This is a genomic window from Hymenobacter sp. PAMC 26628, assembly GCF_001562275.1.
Lineage (GTDB): Bacteria > Bacteroidota > Bacteroidia > Cytophagales > Hymenobacteraceae > Hymenobacter.
Map to the genome: position 1 here is coordinate 2,007,137 of NZ_CP014304.1, position 20,799 is coordinate 2,027,935.

Sequence of the window (20,799 nt, forward strand, 5' to 3'; positions counted from 1 at the left end):
CCGCTGCTGGCCCGTCGGGCCCCGGGTCTTGGTACGAATTTGTCACAAACGATTGTTCATTTGCTAAAAAGCTATAGATTTGGGCTTCGCCGCCCCTGATTCTGCCGTCCATGACTACGCCCGTTTGCCCCAAGTGTGACTCGAAGGACGCCACCAAGAGCGGCGTGGTGAATGAGCGGCAGCGCTTTAAGTGCCGGGCCTGCGGCTACCACTACACCGTGGCCAAGGTAGGCCGCGAGGTGAGCCCGTACTACGTGGTGAAGGCACTACAGCTCTACATTGAGGGCGTGAGCTACCGCGAAATCGAGCGCCTGCTGGGCGTAAGCCACGTGAGCGTGATGAACTGGGTGAAGAAATACGGCGTGAAGGCCCCCCGCCAGCCCGACTACCACCCGACCTACAAAATTCTCAACCAGAAGGAGTTGGCCGACTTCTTCCAGAAGCCCGAAAACCTGAAAAGTGCCGGCCTGGTGGTCACCGAGCTGGGCGACAAGTATATGATGATCCGCTGGGAGCGGTTCCGGGCCGGGTAGGGCCCTGAGACCTACCCGGCCGTTGTATGTTCGTTCTTTAACTCGCTTTTTTCCTCACCCATGAGCCCCACCGAATCGCCCATCCTCACCTCTGAGCGACCGCCCTCGGGTTTGTTCAGCGCCATTGTTGTGGTGGCCGCGCTCGGCTATTTCGTTGACATCTACGACTTGGTGTTGTTCAGCATCATCCGGGTGAAGAGCTTAAACGGCATCGGCATCACCGACGCGGCGGCCGTCACCGACCAGGGCCTGCACCTGCTGAGCATGCAGATGTGGGGCATGCTGCTGGGCGGCATTTTGTGGGGCGTGCTCGGCGACAAGCGGGGCCGGCTCTCGGTGCTGTTCGGCTCCATTCTGCTGTATTCGCTGGCCAACATCGCCAACGGCTTTGTGCAGAACGTGGACCAGTACGCCTGGCTGCGCTTGATTGCTGGCGTGGGCTTGGCCGGCGAGCTGGGGGCGGGCATCACGCTGGTGAGCGAAAGCCTGCCCAAAGAAAAGCGCGGTTACGGCACCATGATCGTGGCGTCGGTGGGCGTGTCGGGGGCCATGGTGGCGTACCTGGTAGGGCAGGAGTTTGGCTGGCGCAACGCCTACTTTATTGGCGGGGCCCTGGGCCTGGGCCTGCTGGCGCTGCGGGCCGGCGTGTTCGAGTCGGGCATGTTCGAAACCACCAAGAAGACCGACGTAGCGCGCGGCAACCTCCTAAGCTTGTTCAGCAACGGCCCGCGGTTCTACAAGTACCTGCGCTGCCTGCTGCTGGGCACGCCGTTCTGGTTCCTAGTAGGCATTCTCATCACGCTGGCGCCCGAGTTCGGCAAGCGCTTCGGCCTGCGGGGGCCCGTCACGGGCGGGCTCAGCATCTTCTGGTGCTACTTCGGCCTCACGCTGGGCGACTTCACCAGCGGCGGCCTAAGCCAGCTGTTCCGCAGCCGCAACCGCACGCTGCAGGTCTTCATCCTGGCCACGGCCGCGATGGTGGGCGTGTACCTGTTCGGCCTGCACGGGGCCAGCACCGCGGCGTTCTATGCCGTGTGCTTTTTCGTGGGCTACGCCGGCGGGTTCTGGGCCCTGTTCGTGACGGTGGCGGCCGAGCAGTTCGGCACCAACCTGCGCGCGACGGCGGCCACCACTATCCCCAACTTCGCCCGTGGGGCCACCGTGTTCATCGTGCCCCTGTTCCAGTGGCTAAAGGCCGTGCCCGCGCTGGGCATGGTGGGCAGCGCCGGCCTCATCGGGGCCGTGCTGCTGGCGCTGGCTTTTTTCAGTGCCCACACGCTGCCCGAAACCTACGCCAAAGACCTCGACTACGTGGAGGAATGACCCACGCGGGTCGGCCAGGGAAGGCCCGCCGAAGGGATTTGTCGCTAAACTAGTATAGGTTTGCTCAATTACTATCGTTTCGATGGTTGCCTTCCGCGTGTTCCGGCTAGCATGGGTCAATGCGCTGCGCGGTCCCCTAGGGGGTGAAAACGTGCGTGCCGCGTTGGTCGACTTTTTGGTTGGTGGGCGGGCGGTAGCGGCGGCGGGCCCCGCGTCCGGCGCCTTCGCCGAAGGCATTGCTATTTGGAATTGGGTTGATTGAGGCATTCGCGGGCCGTTTTAAGCGAATCGGGCGCGGGGTGGACGCAAGCTATTGCGGGTTAGCAAAACGATGGCGCGATTGTATCAGAGTTCCGTCCCGCAATGCTACTTAGTCGGACCAAAACCCGCGGCGGCCGGCGGGTGCGGCATCCCTTCTTCCCCATTCCTTTCTCCCTCACTTCTTTTCCAAGTTATGCGAAATTATCGCTACGCATTGGCTCTTGGCAGCATGTTGTTCGCGGGGGCCGGGCCGGCCTTCGGGCAGGTGGCCCCGCCCGCCACGGGCACGGCCGCGCCGCCCGCCGCGCCTGCCCCGCCGCCCACCCCGGTGGCCCCCGCCAAGTCGGCCCCCTACGGGCCGGGCATGAAAATCAACATCTCGCCCGACGGCTCCAAGTACCTGCGCTTCCTGCTCTGGACGCAGGTGTACGCGCGCTACACCGACAACAACGCGGGCACCCTGCGCGGCCCCAACCAGCCGAAGTCGAGCCAGCTGGACTTCGGCATCCGCCGCTCGCGGATGGTGATCCTGGCCCAGCTCAACCCGCGGTTTCTCATCTATACGCACCTCGGCATCAACAACCAGAACGGGGTGAGCGGGGGCGTGAACCCCACCGTGGACGGCAAAAAGCCCCAGTTCTTCATCCACGAAGCCGTGACGGAGTACAAGGTGAACAAGTACCTCAGCCTGGGAGCCGGCCTGCACTACTACAACGGCATCTCGCGCATGAGCAGCGCCAGCACCACGAGCATCATGACGATGGACGTACCGTTGACCAACTTCCCCACGATTGACGCGCTGGACCAATTCGCGCGCTGGATTGGGGTATACGCCAAGGGGCGCGTCGGCAAGTTCGACTACCGCGTGTCTATGAGCGACCCATTTCTGACGAACCTGCCCAACAACCCCAACTACGTGGCCGGCGGCGTGCAGGCCGGCAACCCGCTGGCGCTGGGCCTCACCGCTAACGGCGTGAATACGGGCTCCAACACGGCGCAGTACAACCCGCAGAACACCAGCCACGTGTACCAGGGCTACTTCAGCTACAACTTCCTGGAGCCGGAGGCCAACCTGCTGCCCTATACCCAAGGCACTTACCTGGGCACCAAGCGCGTGCTGAGCATCGGCGGCGGCTTCCTGTTCAATAAGGACGGCATGTACTCGCGGCCCACCAGCAGCGCCGTGCCCCTGAGTGGCCTGGCAGCGGGCTCGGACTTGTACGCCGCTGTGCCCACGGAGAAGCACGACATCAAACTCTTCGGGGCCGACGTGTTTTACGACGCGCCGTTGGACACGGCCTCGCGCACGGCCGTCACCTTCTACGGAGTGTACTACAACTACAACTTCGGCCCGAATTACGTGCGCTTCGTGGGGGCCGAAAACCCCGGCTACGGGGCCAGTGCCACCCGCGGCAACGCCGTGCCACAGTCGGGCACCGGCAGCTCGTTCTACGGCCAGCTGGGCTTTCTGCTGCCGAAGAACACGCTGGGGCCCAAAGCGCGCCTGCAGCCCTACGTGGCCTACCTCTACAGCGGCTACGAGGGCCTGCGCAACTCGGCCGGCGAACGCCAGAACGTGAACGTGTACGACGCCGGTGTAAACGTGCTCCTCGACGGGCACAACGCCAAGGTGACGCTAAACTACCGCGCCCGGCCCGATTACCCGGGTCAGGTGGCCGTGCCCAACGGTGCGCTGGTGAACATCGTGAAGTACCGCCCCGAAATCACGCTGCAAACGCAGGTGTTCCTATAGGGCCCCTGGCCTGCTGGGCCGCCGAAAGCTTGAACCATTCACCTTTCCACCCTTAACACCATGGACCAAAGCTTGAATCCCGCTTATGCCGCCGACCTGGACGCGCCGGCGGCGCACGACAACAACCAGGTTGATTCGAAAACCATCTGGCAGGTCATCACGGCCTCGTCGGTGGGCACGGTCATCGAGTGGTACGATTTCTACATCTTTGGCTCGCTGGCCGCCATCATCGGGCCGGTGCTGTTCGGGCAGTCAGGCGACATCACCAAGTCGCTGCTGGGTGCCCTGGCCGTGTTTGGGGCGGGCTTCGTGGTGCGTCCGTTTGGGGCTGTGTTCTTTGGCCGCATCGGCGACATGATCGGCCGTAAGTACACTTTCTTGGTTACCCTGCTCATCATGGGCGGGGCCACGTTCATCACCGGCCTTATCCCGAGCTATGATTCCATCGGCGTCGCGGCTCCCGTCATCGTCGTGATTTTACGCCTGTTGCAGGGCCTGGCCCTGGGCGGCGAGTACGGCGGCGCTGCCACTTACGTGGCCGAGTACGCCCCCGACAAAAAGCGTGGCTACTACACCAGCTTCATCCAAATCACGGCCACCGGGGGCCTCATCCTCAGTATTTTGGTGATTGTGATTACCCGCAAAACCATGGGCGAGGCCGCCTTCAAGGAGTGGGGCTGGCGCATTCCGTTCCTGCTCTCGGGCTTCCTGGTCATTGCCTCGTACTACATCCGCCGCAAGCTGCACGAGTCGCCGCTGTTTATGAAAGCCAAAGCCACCGGCACCACCAGCAAAAGCCCGCTGCGCGACTCGTTTGTGAACCCCGTGAACCGCCGCCTGGTGCTGATTGCCCTGTTTGGGGTGACGATGGGCCAGGGCGTGATTTTCTACACCAGCCAGTTTCAGGCCTATACCTTCATGAACGCCGTGCTCAAGCTCGACATCGTGGACTCGAGCACCGTGCTGGTGGTGGCCATGCTGCTGGCCACCCCGTTGTTCGTGTACTTCGGCTCGCTCTCCGACCGCATCGGGCGCAAGCGCATCATCATGACGGGCATGATTTGCGGGGCCCTTTTCACTATTCCGCTTTTCTACGGCATCAAGGCCTACGCCGGGCCCCTGACGGAAATCGCGCCCGCTACCGTGGACGCCGCCGGCAAGGCCGTGCCCGCCGTGATGAAGGCGCTGGCCCCCAACGTGTTCATGATGACGGTGCTCACCTTCATCCTGGTGCTGTTCGTGACGATGGTGTACGGCCCCATCGCCGCCTACCTCGTCGAGCTGTTCCCAACCAGCGTGCGCTACACCTCACTGTCGGTGCCCTACCACATCGGCAACGGCGTGTTCGGAGGGTTTGTGCCACTCATCGCCACCGCCATTGGGGTGTGGGGGGCCGCCCAGCCGGCCGGTACTTTCGCCAAAGAGCATAGCAGCCTGCTTGGCCTGGTGTACCCGGTGATCATCGCCCTCATTTGCTTCTTTGTGGGCATGGCCCTGATGAAGGACACGCGCGACGTGAAGCTGATGGACAAGTAATTCCCGGTTTGCCTGGCCAGTAGTCATCCAGAATCCGCCGGGCCCCGCGTCCGGCGGATTTTTGTTTGCCCTGGGGCCCCAGAAATGCCTTCTCTTCGTTCCCCCCATGTCCCAATTGCCCCCCGGCGAACAGGCCGAGCAGCGCCGCGGCCAGCGCCTGCTGTTCGTGGCCGTACTGTTCGGCGCGTTGCTGAATTTCCCCCTGCTGGCCGTGTTCGACCACGACGGCCGCGTGGCCGGCGTGCCCGTGCTCTACCTCTACGTGCTGCTCATGTGGGGGCTGGTGGTGGGGATGACGGGGTTTTTGGTCAGGAAAAAGGAGTAGGAGAGGAGGTTGTGAAAAATAGGAGGGGGAAGTTGTGAGAAATAAGCAGAAAGTAATCAATTAGGCCGTCATGCAGAGCGCAGCGAAGCATCTTTCCCGCGCCAGTAATCATGATTAGTTGAGCAGAAAAGATGCTTCGCTGCGCTCTGCATGACGGCCTGGGGATTGCGTCGCCCAGCGGCCTGGGAGGCGCATCGTCTAACAGCCTGGGGCCCCAGCCACCAAATTCCTCGTCCGCTTACTCACCCACTTACCCACCGCAACCTCCGTGTCCAAGCTGCTCGTCATTGGCTTTTCGTTCGGCTACCTGGCCTTGCTCTTCGGGGTGGCCTACGCGGCGGAGCGCCGGTCGGCGGCGCGCAAGAGCCTGGTGGCCAACCCCTACGTGTACGCACTGAGCATGGCCGTGTACTGCACGGCCTGGACGTACTACGGCTCGGTGGGGCGGGCGGCGCACGCGGGACTGGGCTTCGTGGGCATTTACGTGGGGCCCACGCTGCTGGCGCCGGTGTGGTGGCTGGTGCTGCGCAAAATCATCCGGGTGTGCCGGCAGCAGCGCCTTACCTCCATTGCCGATTTCATCTCGGCCCGCTACGGCAAAAACGCCGCCCTGGGGGCCCTGGTAACCGTGGTGTGCGTGCTGGGCGTGGTGCCCTACATCGCGCTGCAAATCAAGGGTATTGCCACCTCGTTCGTGGTCCTGACGGGGAGCGGGGCGGGTGGGGCGGCTACCACGGCCCTCTACACCACGGGGGCCCTGGCGGTGTTCACCATCCTGTTCGGGGTGCGCTCGGTGGAGGCCACTGAGCGCCACGAGGGCATGGTGCTGGCCGTGGCCGTGGAAAGCCTCGTCAAGCTGCTGGCCTTCTTGCTGATGGGCGCCTTCGTCACGTTTGGGCTGTTCCACGGCTTTGGCGACGTGTTCGACCAGGCCGCCGCGGTGCCGGCGCTGCGGCAGCTGTTTACGCTGCGCGGGGCCGGCACGGGCCCCGCCGAGTGGGCCACGCTGTTGGTGCTGGGCATGTCGGCGGTGCTGCTGCTGCCGCGCCAGTTCCAGGTGGCGGTGGTGGAGAACGTGAACGAGGACCACCTGCGCAAGGCCATGTGGCTGTTCCCGCTCTACCTCATCGTCATCAACCTGTTTGTGCTGCCGGTGGCCTTCGGCGGGATGCTGCACCTGGGCGGGCGGGGCTTCGACGCCGACACGTTTGTGCTGGCCCTGCCGCTGGCCACCGGCCACCCGTGGCTGGCGCTGCTCACCTACCTGGGGGGGCTGTCGGCGGCCAGCGGCATGATCATCGTCGAAACCATTGCCCTGAGCGTGATGATTAGCAACCACTTGCTAATGCCGCTGCTGGTGCGCGTGCCGGCCGCCGGCCCCGCCCGCCCCGCCCGCTGGTTTGCCTACCTGGGCCGCGTGGCCCTCGAAAGCCGCCGCCTGGCCGTGGTGCTGGTGCTGCTGCTGGCCTACGCCTACTACGCCGAGGTGGGCCGCCAGCTGCCGCTGGTGAACACCGGCCTGGTCTCGTTTGCCGCCGTGGCGCAGTTCGTACCCGCCGTGCTGGGGGCCCTGTACTGGAAGGGCGGTACCCGGCGCGGGGCCACCGGCGGACTGCTGGCGGGCTTCGCGGTGTGGTTCTTCACCCTGGTGCTGCCCACGCTGGTGGGCCCCGGGCGGCTGCCGGCCAGCGTGCTGAGCGCGGGCGTAGGCGGCGTGGCCTGGCTGCGGCCCGAAGCCCTGTTCGGCCTCGAAGGGCTCGACCCGCTCTCGCACGGGCTGTTTTGGAGCTGGTTTTTCAACATCGGGCTCTACGTGGGCCTCTCGCTGGCGGCGGCGCCCACGGCCCTGGAGCGGCGCCAGGCCGACGTGTTCGTGGACGTGTTTCGGCGCCGCAGCCTGGCCGAGGAAGTGGCCGGCTGGCAGGGCCGCACCCCGCTGCCCGACGTGCGCGCCCTGCTGCTGGGCTTCTTGGGCAAGCGCCGCACCAACCAGGCCCTGGGCGCCTTCGCCACCCGCTTCCCCGACGCGCTGCCCGCGCCCGAACAAGCCCCCTCGTCATTCCCCCATTCCCCCATTCCCCCATTCACCCCGGCCGACCCGCGCCTGCTCACCTACGCCGAAAAGCTGCTGGCCGGCACCCTGGGCCCGGCCTCGGCGCGCCTGCTGCTGGCCTCGGTGGCGGGGGCCGAAAAAATCAGCTACGACAACGTGGTGGGCATCCTCCGGGAAAGCCAGCTGCTGCTAGAGGCCAACCGCCAGCTCCAGAAGCAAAGCCGCCAGCTCCAGCGCCTTACCGACGAGCTGCGCCAGGCCTACGACCAGCTCCAGGCCCTCGACCAGCAGAAGGACGAGTTCCTCTACACCGTGACGCACGAGCTGCGCACGCCCCTCACCAGCATTCGGGCCCTGGCCGAAATCCTGGCCGACAACCCCGACCTCGACGCGGCCGAGCGCGAGAACTTCCAGCTTACCATCGGCCGCGAGGCCGAGCGCCTCACCCGGCTCATCTCCCTGGTGCTCGACCTGGAGCAGTACGAGAGCGGCCAAGCCACCCTGGCGCGGGCCCCGCTGGCCCTGGCCGCGGTGGTGGCCGACGCCGTGGCCGCCGTTGACCCGCTGGCCCGCGCCCGGGGCATCGCGCTGCGCGTGGACGTGCCCGCCGCCCTGCCCGCCCTGCCCGCCGACCGCGACCGGCTGATGCAGGTGCTCATCAACCTGCTCTCGAACGCCGTGAAGGCTTGCCCGCCCGGCGGCCGGGGCCGCATTGCGGTACTGGCCTGGCCCGCCGCCGACGCCGTGCTGCTGTGCGTGGAAGACAACGGCAAGGGCATTGCGCCGGCCGAGCACCACCTCATCTTCGACAAGTTTTTCCAGGCCCGGCACCAGGCCCTGCGCAAGCCCGAGGGCTCGGGCCTGGGCCTGGCCATCACCCGCCGCATCGTGGAGCTGCACCAGGGCCGCATCTGGGTCGAGAGTGCCCTGGAGCACGGGGCCCGCTTCTTCGTCGAGCTGCCGCTTTCGGGGAGTGGGGAGCGGGAAGCGGGGAGTGATTTTCGGAAAGTGGGAAGCGAGAAGTCGGAAGCGAGGAGCGGCTAGCGGGCTTCCTGCCCGTCGCTGTCCCCCCGCATCCCAATGCCCTCAACTCTTTTCCTATGAAAACGCCCCACATCCTCATCGTCGACGATGAACCCAACATCGTCATGTCGCTCGAATTTTTAATGCGCAAAAACGGCTACCAAGTGGGCATCGCCCGCAACGGCACCGAGGCCCTGGCCGCCATTGCCGAAACGCCCTTCGACCTGGTGCTGCTCGACGTGATGATGCCCGACGTGGACGGCTACCAGGTGTGCCAGCAGCTGCGCCAGCGCCCCGACCGCGCCGCCGCCAAGGTCGTGTTCCTTTCGGCCAAAAGCCGCGACGCCGACGTGCAGAAGGGCTACGACGTGGGGGCGGACTTGTACGTACCCAAACCTTTCAGTACCCGCCAGCTGATGGAAAAAGTGCGCGAGTTGCTGGCGCTGGTCCGCCGCGAATAGCCGACTGGGGGCCCCGCGCCCTGCCCCGTGTTGCCCCCCTTCTCCTCTCCCAATTCCCACCCGCCGATGAAACCTGCCTGCTCTTACGCCGCTACCCACGCCGCCAGCCTGGCCGACCCCGCCGGGTTTTGGCTGGCCCAGGCCCGCCGCCTGGCCTGGCACCGCCCGCCCACCAGGGCCCTGAGCCAGGACGAAGCCAACGGGGCCCACCGCTGGTTTGCCGACGGCACCCTGAATACGGCCTACCTCTGCCTCGACCACCATGTGACGCAGGGGCGGGGCCCCCAGGCCGCCCTCGTGTACGACTCGCCCGTGGCCGGCGTGGTGCGCACCTATTCCTATAATGAGCTGCTGGACTTTACGGCCCGCTTTGCCGGGGGGCTGCGCGAACTGGGCGTGGGGCTCGGCGACCGGGTGATTATTTACATGCCCAACCTGCCCGAGGCGGTGGTGGCCATGCTGGCCTGCGCCCGGCTGGGGGCCGTGCATTCGGTGGTGTTCGGGGGCTTCGCGCCCCACGAGCTGGCGGTGCGGATTGACGACGCCCGGCCAGTAGTCATCGTGTGCGCCGCTGGTGGGAAGAAGTTCGACCGCGTAGTGCCCTACAAGCCGCTGGTGGACGCGGCCTTGGCCGAAGCCCGCCACCAGCCGGCCCACGTGGTGGTGCTCCAGCGCGATTTTGTGCAGGCCGACATGCAGCCTGGCCGCGACGTGGATTACCAGGAGCTGCTGCGGGCCGCGGCCGTGGCGGCGGTGCCGGTGCCGGCCACCCACCCGCTCTACATCCTCTACACCAGCGGCACCACCGGGCGGCCCAAGGGCGTGGTGCGCGACCACGGCGGCCACGCGGTGGCCCTGCGTTTCAGCATGGAAGCCATTTACGGCCTGGCGCCTGGCGACGTTATTTTTACCGGTTCCGACATTGGCTGGGCCGTGGGCAGCAGCTACATCGTGTACGGGCCCCTGCTGCGGGGCTGCACGTCGGTGCTGTTCGAGGGCAAACCGGTGCGTACGCCCGACGCCGGCACGTTCTGGCGCCTGGTCGAGCAGCACCGCGTCAACGTCCTCTTCACGGCCCCCACGGCCATCCGGGCCATCAAGAAGGAAGACCCCGAGGGCCAGCTGGCCAAAAAATATGACCTGAGTAGCCTGCGCCACTTGTTTCTGGCCGGCGAGCGCTGCGACCCCGCCACCTTTGCCTGGGCCCAGCAGGTGTTGGGCGTGCCCGTGGTGGACCACTGGTGGCAAACCGAATCGGGCTGGCCCATGCTGGCCACGTTGGTAGGCTTGGCCGAAATGGGGGCCCCGCGCGCCGGCAGCGCCGGCTTCCCGGTGCCGGGCTACGACGTGCAGGTGCTCGACGGGGCTGGCCAACCGGTGCCCGCCAGCACCACCGGCCTGGTGGCCGTACGCCTGCCGCTGCCCCCGGGCTGCTTCCCGGCCCTGTGGGAGGACGAGGCCCGCTACCGCGCCTACCACGACGTGTTTCCGGGCTACTATCTGAGCGGCGATAGCGGCTACCGCGACGCCGACGGCTACTGCTACATCATGGGACGCACCGACGACGTGATTAACGTGGCCGGCCACCGCCTGAGTACCGGCGAGATGGAGGAAATCCTGGCCGCCCACCCCGCCGTGGCCGAGTGCGCCGTGCTGGGCATTGCCGACCATTTGCGCGGCCAGGTACCGGTGGGCCTGGTGGTGCTGAAGGACGGCCAAACGGTGGGCGAGGGGCCCCTGGAGCGTGAGCTGGTGGCGGCCGTGCGCGCCCGCATCGGGGCCCTGGCCTGCTTTCGGCAGGTGCTGGTGGTGCAGCGCCTGCCCAAAACCCGCTCGGGCAAAATCCTGCGCAAAACCCTGCGCCAGCTCGCCGACGGAGAAGATTTCGCCTTGCCTGCCACCATCGACGACCCGCGCATCCTCGACGAAATCCGCGCCGACTTGCAGCGGCGCGGCGTGGGCCAAGCCTTTGAACCCGGCCCGCCGGCCTAGCTTGCTGCCCCCGGGGCCCCGGCGGTGGGCCGCGCCGTAGTTGTTCTTTTGTCATTCACGCTGCTTACTTATTCCCCAACCGCTCCCATGCACACCCGCATCCGCACCCTCGAAGAATACCACGCCGATTACAAGCAGTCCATCGAAGACCCCGACGCCTTTTGGGCCGAGGCGGCTGAGCCCTTCACCTGGTACAAAAAGTGGGACACCGTGCGCGGCGGCGAGTTTTCGCCGGGCGGTACCAGCACCTGGTACGCCGGGGCCAGTCTCAACCTCACCGAGAACTGCCTCGACCGCCACCTGGCCCAGCGCGGCAACAAGCTGGCCGTCATCTTCGAGCCCAACGACCCCAAAACCCGCCACCTGCGCCTCACCTACCGCGAGCTGCACGAGCAGGTGTGCCAGTTTGCCAACGTGCTGAAAAAGAACGGCGTGCAGAAGGGCGACCGGGTGGTGATTTACCTGCCCATGATTCCGCAGCTGGCCGTGGCCACGCTGGCCTGCGCCCGCATCGGGGCGGTGCACTCGGTGGTGTTCGCCGGCTTCTCGGCCACCGCCATCGCCGACCGCCTCAACGACGCCCAGGCCACGGTGGTGCTCACGGCCGACGGCCTGAACCGCGGCGCCAAGCAAATTCCGGTGAAAAGCGTGGTCGACGAGGCCCTGCTGCACTGCCCGGGCGTGCGCCGCGTCATCGTGGTGGAGCACACCGGCTGGCCCGTGGACATGCAGCCCGGCCGCGACATGTGGTACCACGACGAGGTGCAGGACGTGGAAAAAGATTGCCCCGCCGAGCCCATGGCCGCCGAAGACCCGCTCTTCATCCTCTACACCAGCGGCAGCACTGGCAAGCCCAAGGGCGTGGTACACACCCAGGCCGGCTACATGGTGTGGGCCGACTATACGTTCCGCAACGTGTTTCAGGTGGAGGAAAACGACGTGTGCTGGTGCACCGCCGACATCGGCTGGGTCACGGGCCACACCTACGCCCTGTACGGGCCCCTGCTGGCGGGCAGCACCACGGTGCTGTTCGAGGGCGTGCCCACGTTCCCGTCGCCGGGTCGGTTCTGGGAAGTGATTGACAAGCACCACGTCACCATTTTCTACACCGCGCCCACGGCCATCCGCTCGCTCATGGCCCAGTCCATCGACCACGTGCTGGCCTACTCGCTCAGCAGCCTGCGCGTGCTGGGCTCGGTGGGCGAACCCATCAACGAAGAGGCCTGGCACTGGTACGACCAGCACGTGGGCAAGGGCCGCTGCCCCATCGTGGACACGTGGTGGCAGACCGAAACCGGCGGCATCATGGTGTCGGCCCTGGCCGGCATCACGCCCAGCGTGCCCGCCCGTGCCGGCCTGCCGCTGCCCGGCGTGCAGCCCGTGCTGCTGAACCAGGACGGCTCCGAAATCGAAGGCAACGACCAGGAGGGCTACCTGGCCATTAAAGGGAGTTGGCCGGGCGTGATCCGCACCACCTGGGGCGACCACGAACGCGCCCGCCAGACCTATTTCACTCCGTATCCTGGCTACTACTTCACCGGCGACGGGGCCCGGCGCGACGAAAAGGGCCTCTACCGCATCATCGGCCGCGTCGATGACGTCATCAACGTGAGCGGGCACCGTTTCGGCACCGCCGAAATCGAGAACGCCATCAACCAGAGCGACTACGTGGTGGAAAGCGCCGTGGTGGGCTACCCGCACGACGTGAAGGGCCAGGGCATCTACGCCTACGTCATCTGCCAAAACGGCCCCCCTACCACCGACCTTGAGCTGCAAATGGCCGAGGCCAGCATCATCGAGGCCGTGGTGGCCGAAATTGGCCGCATCGCCAAGCCCGACAAAATCCAGATCGTGAGCGGCCTGCCCAAAACCCGCTCCGGCAAAATCATGCGCCGCATCCTGCGCAAAGTGGCCGAGGGCGAAACCACCAACCTCGGCGACGTTACCACCCTGCTCGACCCGCTGGTGGTGGAGGAAATTTTGGCCGGCCGCAAGTAGGTGGGGCCCCCGCGCTAATGCCAAATGGGCATAACCGTTTTATATTCCCCAATCTGCTCTTAATATAGTACGCCCTGCTGGCCTTGCGCCGGCAGGGCGTTTTTGTGTGCCTGCTGGGGGCCTGGTGGGCTACGCTGCGCCCTGCAAGTACAGCCGGAACGTGGTGCCCTGGCCCTCCTGGCTGGTAACCTCGATGCGGCCGCCCTGCGCCTGCACCAAGCGGTTGACCAGGAACAGGCCCACGCCGGTGCCGGAAGCCGAGTGGGGGTGGAAGCGGCGGAACAGCTGAAACAGCTCATTGCCGTGACGCTCTAGGTTGATGCCCAGGCCGTTGTCCTGCACCTCCAGCACGGGCTGGCCCGCGGCCCACAGCGTGCGCAGCCATACCTGCGGGGCCCGGCCGGGGTGGCAGTACTTGAGGGCGTTGGCCAGCAGGTTGAGCAGGATGGTGCGCAGGTTGCTGCGCACGTAGGGCAGCGCGGGCAGGGCCCCAAAATCGGTGTGCACCCGGGCCCGGATGGCCTGCACCTGGGGCCCTAAGGCGGCCACCACCTCGGCTACCAGCTCGGCCAGGGCCACCGGCTCGGAGGCCAGCTCGCCGGGCCCGCGCTCGGCCTGCACGGCAGCGGCCAGGGCGGTGATGGTGGTGCTCAGGTCGAGCAGCGAGCCATCGACCAGGCGCAGTACCTGGGCCTCCTCGGGGTCGTGGAAGGTGGCGCTGCGGCGCAGCTCGTCAAAGAGCCCGCGCAGGTTGTTCACCGGCTGCTTGAGGTCGTGCGAGGCCGCGTACACGAAGTTGTCGAGGTCGCGGTTGGTGCGGGCCAGCTTGGCGTTGGTGGCGGCCAGCTCGGTGTTGGCGGCCACGAGCTGGGCATTTTTCAGGTTGATTTCCTGCCGCGTTTCCGTCAGCGCGTCCAGCGAATCGCGCAGCTGCTGGTTCACGGCGCGCACCTCGCCGTGGTAGCGGGCCTCGTACTGGCGCCACTCGTTCTTCTCGATGGCGTGGAGTACCGTTTTGGCCAGCAGCGCGGGGTCGAATTGCTGCTTCACCAGGTAGTCGAGGGCCCCGGCGTTGAGGGCGCGCACGGCCAGCGCTTCGTTGCCGCCGCCGGTAACCATCACCACGCACAGGCTTTCGGGCGGGGCCAGCTGTAGCAGCCCCGCCAGCACGTCAAGGCCTTCGGCGTCCGGCAGGCTGTAGTCGAGCAGCACGCAGTCGGGGCGGTGCACCAGGAACTGGGCCCGGGCCTCGGCGCCCGTGGCAGCTTCGCTAAACGTCAGCCGCTCAGTCCCTAATTGCTTGCCCAGGTACCGTTTGTATAATTCCCGGTCCTGCTCATTGTCGTCAACGAGTAAGATTTTCTTCACCCGACCAATGGTTATAATAACCGCGGCAGCTCCGCGGTTTCGAGCCAGTACTGGATGGTGACCCGAATTTTCTCCTCCAGGGCCGCGTAGTCGATGGGCTTGGCGAGGTAGCTGTTGGCCCCGAGTTGGTAACAGGCGTCGATATCGGTCGCACTGCTGGACGTGCTGAACACGATGACCGGAATGTAACTCAGCCGCGGGTCGTTTTTGAGTACCTCCAACACGGCGCGGCCGTCGGTGCCGGGCATGTTCAGGTCGAGCAGCACAATGGAGGGCAGCACCTGGGGCCAGCCCACAGCCTTGCCGTAGCCCAGCAGGTAGTCCAGGGCCTGGTCGCCGTCTTCGCAGCGCAGCACCGGGTTTTGCAGTGCGTGCTTGCGGAAGGCCCGGCCCAGGGCTGTGTAATCCTCGGCGCTGTCTTCCACCACGAGCACCGGTTTTAGCGGGGTATAGGTCACTTATAGGCTTTTTGAAAGGGTAAAGTAGAACGTGGCGCCGTGGCCCAGGGCCGACTCCACCCACAGTTGGCCGCCGTGCTTTTCAACCATCTTTTTGGCAATTGCCAAGCCCGCGCCCGAGCCGCCGCCGTATTTTTCTTGGCCGTGCAGGCGCTTGAAAAGTTTGAAAATGCTACTGTGGTGCTTGGCGTCGATGCCAATGCCATTGTCGCGTACGTAGAACAAATAATAATGGTCGAGGTTTACGGCCGCCGCGGGCCCGCCGGGCGCGGCGGGGCCCCAGCCCACGGTCACGGTTTTGGTGGGCTGGTCGTCGTATTTCATGGCGTTGCTCAGTAGATTGCTGAACACCTCGAGCAGGCGCAACCGGTCGCCGCGCACGGCGGGCCACGGGGCCCCGGCCACCACCAGCTGGGTATGGGTTTGCTCGAGGCGCGGGCGCAGCAGGTCGGCGGTTTCGGCCAGCACCTCGTTGGGGTCTACGTCGACCGCTACCAAATCGGTGCGGCCTACCTGCGAGAGACGGAGCAGCGACTCAATCAGGCCCTCCATGCGCTGGCTCAGGCGCACTAGTGTCTGGAGCTTGTGCACGCCGTCGGCGTCGAGCTGGGCCGCGTAGTCTTCCAGCAAAAACAGCGCGTAGTTGTGAATGCCCCGCAGCGGTTCCTTGAGGTCGTGCGAGGCCACGTAGGCAAACGAGTCCAGCTCGTCGTTGCTGCGCTCCAGGGCCGTGTTGAGCGCACTCAGGCTCTGGGCGCGGGCCTGCAACACGTTGAAGGCCTTGAGCTGCAAGTCGGCCACGTGCTGGCGGATTTCGCGGGCCGCGGCCAGCTCCAGGGGCAGCCAGGGCGCGGCGGTGTGCTCCACCAGCTGCTTCCAGGCCTCGAACGACTGGCGCGGGGAGAGGAAAATCTGCCCGTCGGCCAGCAGCTGGGGCTTGTCGTTGCGGCCGGCCCAGGTCACGGTTTGCACCACCTCGGGCCGGAACCAGAGCAGGTAGTGGCCGGGCGCGTCGGCCAGCGCCGCGGCGATGAGGCCGCTGGCCGTGGCCCGCAGCGCCGGGGCCCCCGCCGGGTAGTGAGCAACCAGCGAATCGGTGTGGAACAGGGGCCCCGGGGCGTGCTCGGTCAGCCAGGCCAGCAGCTCGCGCACCTGCGCCGCGGTGGGCGTGTGGCCCAGCAGCTGCACTTCGCCGCCGAAGCACACGGCCACCCCGCCGCAATCGAACACCTCCTGGATGCTGGGGCCCGGCTGGGCCAGGGCCCCCACAAAATCGTCGGCGCGGGTCACGCGCTCCAGCAGTTGCGCCAGCCGCTCGCGCACGCGCAGGTGGTAGGCGTACTGGTCGGCGCGCACCTTGCTGGCAATCAGGGCCGAGAACGTTTTGCCGATGAACTGGCACAGCTCGCGCAGCTCGAAACCCACGAGCCGGGGCGTGCGGTGGTGGCACGTTATCATGCCCCACAGCTTGCCGTCGTCGATGAGCGAGATGGTCATTGTGGCCGCCGAGCCCAGGTGGTGCAGGTATTCGAGGTGAATGGGCGACACGCTGCGCAGCACGGCGTAGGTCATGTCGGGCGGGCGGCCGGTGGTGGGGCTGAGGCCGGGCACCAGCGGCACCGGCGCGTAGGCCGCGTCGGGGATGAAGCGGAGCCAGTTTTTGAGGTACATGGCCCGCGCCTGCTGCGGAATGTCGGAGGCCGGGTAGTGCAGGCCCAGCCAGGGGGCCAGGTCGGGGTGGATGGCCTCGGCAACGACTTCGCCGCTTTCGTCGGGCGCAAACCGGTAAATGGCCACCCGGTCGAAGCCCGTGATGGCGCGCACCTGCTCCGCGGCGTGCTGGCAAAAGTTGAGCACCGTGGGCGCGGCCAGCATCTGGCCCAGGGCCGCGTTTAGCATGGACAGGTCGAGGGGCGCGGCGTCGGTTTCGGCCACTGGCTCAAACTCCACCCACAGCAGCCCGTCGTAGCGATGCATAATGAGCTTGAAGTACGGCTGGCCGGCCACCGCCTCCAGCCGGGCGCCCAGCAGCTGGGTCGTTTCGGTAAGCGTGGCCAGGCGGCCCTCCACTTCGGCCAGCCGGGCGGGGCCCAGCAGCTGGCCGAGGCCGCCACCCAGTAGGCTTTCGGCCGCGCGGCCCACCAGGGCCCCGGTGTTGGCGCTGGCCTGCACCACGCGGTGGGTGCTGGGGTCGAGGCACAGCAAAAAGCCGTAGGGCTGGATGGCTCCGGGCAGGTGAATCGGCTCCCGGTCGCAGTTGGTGAGGGTGATGGGGGCGGTTATAAGGTCGTTGTCGGTCAGGCTCATGGTTGGTTCAGCCAAGCGTCGAGGCGGTGAAAGGCGCGGCTGGCGGCGGCCACCACGTCGTCGGGGCCCGCGGCGGGGGCGGCCTCGGCCAGTTGCTGGCAAAAGGCTTTCCACAGGGGCCCCGTGCGCGCGCCATAGCCCGTGAAGTACTGGCGCAGCGGAATGCCGGCCTTGGCCAGCTGCCGCGCAATGACCTGCCCGCCCAGCGTCGAGCCCTCCATTACGTACATGGTGCCCAGCAGCTGGGCGCGGGTGCGCAGCGGCGGCATGGCCGGGCACAGCGGCGGGGTGGGGGCCCCGGGCACTTCCGGTAAATCTTCCAGGATGAGGTGGGCGCGGAATCGCTCGGCCAGGTCCCAGGCCGGCGAAAAATCGGCCGCGTGGGCCCGCAGGGCCGTTTCGTAGGGCTGCAAAAAGCCGTACATCTTGGCCAGGAACTGCGCCGTGCCGGCCGCTGTGGGCGCACCCGCCGCCAGGGCCCGGTTGAAGGCCTGCTGCTCCAGGGCGTCGTGGTAGGGGCGGGTTTCGTGGCGCAGCCGCAGCAGGATGGCCGGCGTTTCGGGAGGATTAGGCAAGGCGGAATTATTGGGGAGGCAACGGAAGTAAGGTTGCAAAGAAAGGTTTTTGTGCTCGCAACCGCGCCGGGGCCCCCGCCGCGGCCCCACCCAAACGCTCTGCTTCTGAAACGAATGGCCGGCTAATTTCCTGAATGAATACGAACAATTCCGGGACTAAAAAACCTCGGTTTGGCTGCGGCATAACGGTGACATAATGCGGAGAGATGTGAGCCTTATATGAAGTTTGTGACTTTCGAATCAATTAGTTATTGTAACAGGTATTAGAACTTTATATAGGTTAATTGCCCGATAAATAAATTGGTTTAGGGGAAATAAATTGGCGTCAGCTTTTTGATAATACAGGTTTCTTAGCGCTGGGGGTTAGCGGGTGGAAATTTGGCCCCGGCAAATCAAGTGCCCTCGTCATGCGTTTGATGAATCGACTGTACGCCCTGCCGATTTGCTTGCTGACGCTGCCACTGGCGGTGCTGGGCGGCACCATAAAAGGCCGCGTGGTGCCCGCACCGGCGAGCCACCAATGGGAACCACGGTGTACTTGTGCCGCACCGGCCGCAGCTGCCCACTTCAGCGACCGCGCAGACGTGAACTACGTGCCCTTAAACCAATAGTTCCCCCACGGCCTATTCGTGGCCATATCCGACAACAAAACCTCTTACTACTACCGCTGGCAAGACCTGTTGGGCCCCAACTTGGAGCCAGTGCAATGGGGAACAACGATTGGCGAGCCCTCGCCCGCAAAAAGCCCGACCAGGATAGCAATCCGTCGGGCTTTTTGCGGACGAGGGCCCGCGAGTGAGTGTGCTAGGCTTGGCAGCGCCGGTGCTTTTTGGAAGGCTTCTTCTCGTCTTTGGAGCTAAGCAGCACGATGGCCCCGGCCGTTAGCAAAGAAACGGTGGCCAGCTTGGCGATGAACCCCGAGCGATTGTACTTCCAATCCATTTTGGCGCCGCGCTCCGCAAAAATGTTGGGCACGTGGCCGTGCACGAGGTCGGCCAGTACGCCTTCCACCATGTCTACCCGGTCGGCCAGCAGCAGGGGGAGCCAGTGCGGGTACACCGACTCGCTGTACTTGAACGCCCAGCGCCGAATGGCCCCGCTGAGCCCGTGCGGCGGCAGCGGCGTGCCGAAAACGGCCGACACGTTTTGGCGCTCGATGGATTTAAGTACTTCTTCATCCACCAGTTGCAGCGTGGGGCGGTGCTTGCTATCGGGGTCTTGGCCCACGTTCATGCGGTGGCGCATGGGGTAGGTGGGGTCGTTTTTGGGGTCCGCGTCGATGCCCCAACCGGGCAATAGCCCCGGGTCTTTTGCAGTGTTTTCCATAATGGGTCGGCGTTAAATTTTGGCGGACGGGGAGATGAGCACAGTTTTGATGCAGCTGTCCAGCTTGTCGGAGAAAATGCGGTAACCGTCGGCCACTTCCTCCAGCGGAATGCGGTGCGTAATCAGCGCCTTCGGGTTAATGATGCCGTTTTGCACGTGCTCGATCAGGCGGGGCAGCAAGCGCTTCACCGACGTTTGGTTGGCCCGGATGGTGAGGCCCTTATTGAGCACGTTGCCTATCGGAACGAGGTTGTCGGTGGGCCCGTACACGCCCACGATGGACACCACGCCGCCTTTCTTCACCGAGTTCACGGCCCAGTGGATGGCCGTGGCCGAGCCGGCTTGCAGCAGCAGCTTGCGCCCGGTGATGGTCTGCATGGCGTTGCCGGAGGCCTCGGCGCCCACGGCGTCGATGCACACGTCGGCGCCCATGAAGTCGGTAGTTTTCTTGATGAACACCACCGGGTCGGCCATCTCGTTGAAGTTGTAGGCCTCGCACTTGGCATAGTTGCGCGCAAATTCCAGCCGGTAGTCCACCTGGTCGATGACGATGACGCGGCCGGCGCCGAACAGCCACGCGCACCGCGCCGCCATGATGCCGATGGGCCCCGCGCCGAACACCACCACCGTGTCGCCGGGCTGAATGCCCGCCATCTCGGCGGCCTGATAACCCGTGGGCACCACGTCGGTCAGCAGCACCGCGTCGTCGGGGTCCATGCCGGCCGGAATCACCGTGGGGCCCACGTTGGCGTAGGGCACCCGGGCGTATTCGGCCTGGCCGCCGTTGTAGCCGCCAGCGGTGTGCGAGTAGCCAAAAATGCCGCCCACGGCGCTGGCCTGGGTGTTGCTCTCGTGGCAGTTGCCGAACATGCCCTGCTTGCAAAAGTGGCATTCGCCGCAGGCCACGTTGAAGGGCACCAGCACGTGGTCGCCCACCTTCACCTTGGTTACCTCGGGCCCCACTTCCTCCACGATGCCCGTGAATTCGTGGCCGAACGTGGTGCCCACGCGGGTGTCGGGCACGTTGCCGTTGTACAAGTGCAGGTCGGAGCCGCAAATGCAGGCGCGGGTCACCCGAACGATGGCATCCTGCGGATGCTTGATTTCGGGCATGGGCTTCTGGGCCGCGCGGACCCGTCGGGGGCCCCGGTAATCCATTGCTAGCATAAAAAATCTTCTGGTAGGAAAGAAGGACAGCTACTACCACGCAAGGCGTTTCAAGGATGCTCGCGCATGCTTTACTCCCCCAAAAAGTCCTTTGCGTGGCTGACTGGCCTATTAATACTGAACTATTTATTCAAGGTTTCAACGTCTTTTCCTTCGCAAATGGAACAGCGTCAGCTACGTTGTTTCTTATAAAAAGAACGCCCTATATGCTAGCGGATTGCTAGCTATAAGGCTCAGGTTTACCACTAAAAATTATAATTCCCGCTTTGCCGCCGCGCCGCGGGTGGGGCCCCGGCGCTACCACGTGGCAGCGCGCTTGCCATCCGCCGGCCCATCTTTT

The 20,799-nt window shown here is 65.4% G+C and carries 16 protein-coding genes; 10 read left to right on the forward strand and 6 right to left on the reverse strand.

The window, feature by feature from the left end:
• The first annotated feature begins 110 nt into the window (after positions 1 to 110).
• The 9 genes from AXW84_RS08840 to acs all read left to right on the forward strand — a co-directional run bounded on the left by AXW84_RS08840 (position 111) and on the right by acs (position 13,258).
• Complete coding sequence (locus tag AXW84_RS08840; RefSeq protein ID WP_068231567.1) at positions 111 to 533, forward strand: IS1/IS1595 family N-terminal zinc-binding domain-containing protein; 423 nt, start codon at positions 111 to 113, stop codon at positions 531 to 533.
• 60 nt (positions 534 to 593) lie between these two features.
• Entirely contained in the window at positions 594 to 1,856 is a 1,263-nt protein-coding gene (locus AXW84_RS08845; RefSeq protein ID WP_068231569.1) for an MFS transporter, read from the forward strand.
• 454 nt (positions 1,857 to 2,310) lie between these two features.
• Positions 2,311 to 3,870 (forward strand): hypothetical protein, encoded by a 1,560-nt coding sequence (locus tag AXW84_RS08855; protein ID WP_157886898.1) that lies wholly within the window; start codon positions 2,311 to 2,313, stop codon positions 3,868 to 3,870.
• 60 nt (positions 3,871 to 3,930) lie between these two features.
• Complete coding sequence (locus AXW84_RS08860; protein WP_082773789.1) at positions 3,931 to 5,406, forward strand: MFS transporter; 1,476 nt, start codon at positions 3,931 to 3,933, stop codon at positions 5,404 to 5,406.
• 106 nt (positions 5,407 to 5,512) lie between these two features.
• Complete coding sequence (locus AXW84_RS08865) at positions 5,513 to 5,731, forward strand: hypothetical protein (protein WP_068231579.1); 219 nt, start codon at positions 5,513 to 5,515, stop codon at positions 5,729 to 5,731.
• Between the two features lie 268 nt (positions 5,732 to 5,999).
• Positions 6,000 to 8,828, forward strand: coding sequence for an ATP-binding protein (locus AXW84_RS08870; protein WP_068231582.1), 2,829 nt, complete (start codon positions 6,000 to 6,002; stop codon positions 8,826 to 8,828).
• 56 nt (positions 8,829 to 8,884) lie between these two features.
• Positions 8,885 to 9,268: a response regulator transcription factor gene (locus AXW84_RS08875; protein ID WP_068231587.1), complete on the forward strand. Its 384-nt coding sequence runs from the start codon at positions 8,885 to 8,887 to the stop codon at positions 9,266 to 9,268.
• A gap of 66 nt (positions 9,269 to 9,334) precedes the next feature.
• Entirely contained in the window at positions 9,335 to 11,260 is a 1,926-nt protein-coding gene (locus AXW84_RS08880; protein ID WP_068231590.1) for an AMP-binding protein, read from the forward strand.
• An 87-nt stretch (positions 11,261 to 11,347) separates the two neighbouring features.
• A complete protein-coding gene (gene acs / locus AXW84_RS08885) occupies positions 11,348 to 13,258 on the forward strand; it encodes an acetate--CoA ligase (RefSeq protein ID WP_068231593.1) in 1,911 nt (636 codons plus the stop codon).
• 129 nt (positions 13,259 to 13,387) lie between these two features.
• Here acs and AXW84_RS08890 read toward each other — a convergent pair whose 3' ends face one another.
• From AXW84_RS08890 to AXW84_RS08905, 4 genes are read right to left on the reverse strand one after another with little or no spacing between them, the layout of a single operon-like run.
• Positions 13,388 to 14,626 (reverse strand): sensor histidine kinase, encoded by a 1,239-nt coding sequence (locus AXW84_RS08890; protein ID WP_068231596.1) that lies wholly within the window; start codon positions 14,624 to 14,626, stop codon positions 13,388 to 13,390.
• A gap of 11 nt (positions 14,627 to 14,637) precedes the next feature.
• Positions 14,638 to 15,084, reverse strand: a complete 447-nt coding sequence (locus tag AXW84_RS25360; RefSeq protein ID WP_068231604.1) for a response regulator — start codon at positions 15,082 to 15,084, stop codon at positions 14,638 to 14,640.
• The gene (locus AXW84_RS08900; RefSeq protein WP_157886899.1) at positions 15,085 to 17,406 is read right to left on the reverse strand and encodes an ATP-binding protein; all 2,322 of its coding nucleotides are present in this window, start codon (positions 17,404 to 17,406) and stop codon (positions 15,085 to 15,087) included. It lies immediately after the preceding gene.
• Positions 17,388 to 17,966, reverse strand: a complete 579-nt coding sequence (locus AXW84_RS08905) for a biliverdin-producing heme oxygenase (protein WP_068231610.1) — start codon at positions 17,964 to 17,966, stop codon at positions 17,388 to 17,390. The genes AXW84_RS08900 and AXW84_RS08905 overlap by 19 nt, the downstream gene beginning before the upstream one ends.
• A 416-nt stretch (positions 17,967 to 18,382) precedes the next feature.
• Between AXW84_RS08905 and AXW84_RS25485 the strand changes: the two genes are divergently transcribed.
• Entirely contained in the window at positions 18,383 to 18,577 is a 195-nt protein-coding gene (locus AXW84_RS25485) for a hypothetical protein (RefSeq protein ID WP_204248437.1), read from the forward strand.
• A gap of 193 nt (positions 18,578 to 18,770) precedes the next feature.
• Here the strand turns inward: AXW84_RS25485 and AXW84_RS08910 are convergent, their stop codons facing one another.
• Together AXW84_RS08910 and AXW84_RS08915 are read right to left on the reverse strand one after the other, a co-directional pair.
• Complete coding sequence (locus AXW84_RS08910) at positions 18,771 to 19,292, reverse strand: hypothetical protein (RefSeq protein ID WP_068231613.1); 522 nt, start codon at positions 19,290 to 19,292, stop codon at positions 18,771 to 18,773.
• A 12-nt stretch (positions 19,293 to 19,304) separates the two neighbouring features.
• Positions 19,305 to 20,459, reverse strand: a complete 1,155-nt coding sequence (locus AXW84_RS08915; RefSeq protein WP_068231616.1) for a zinc-dependent alcohol dehydrogenase — start codon at positions 20,457 to 20,459, stop codon at positions 19,305 to 19,307.
• Positions 20,460 to 20,799: the final 340 nt, after the last annotated feature.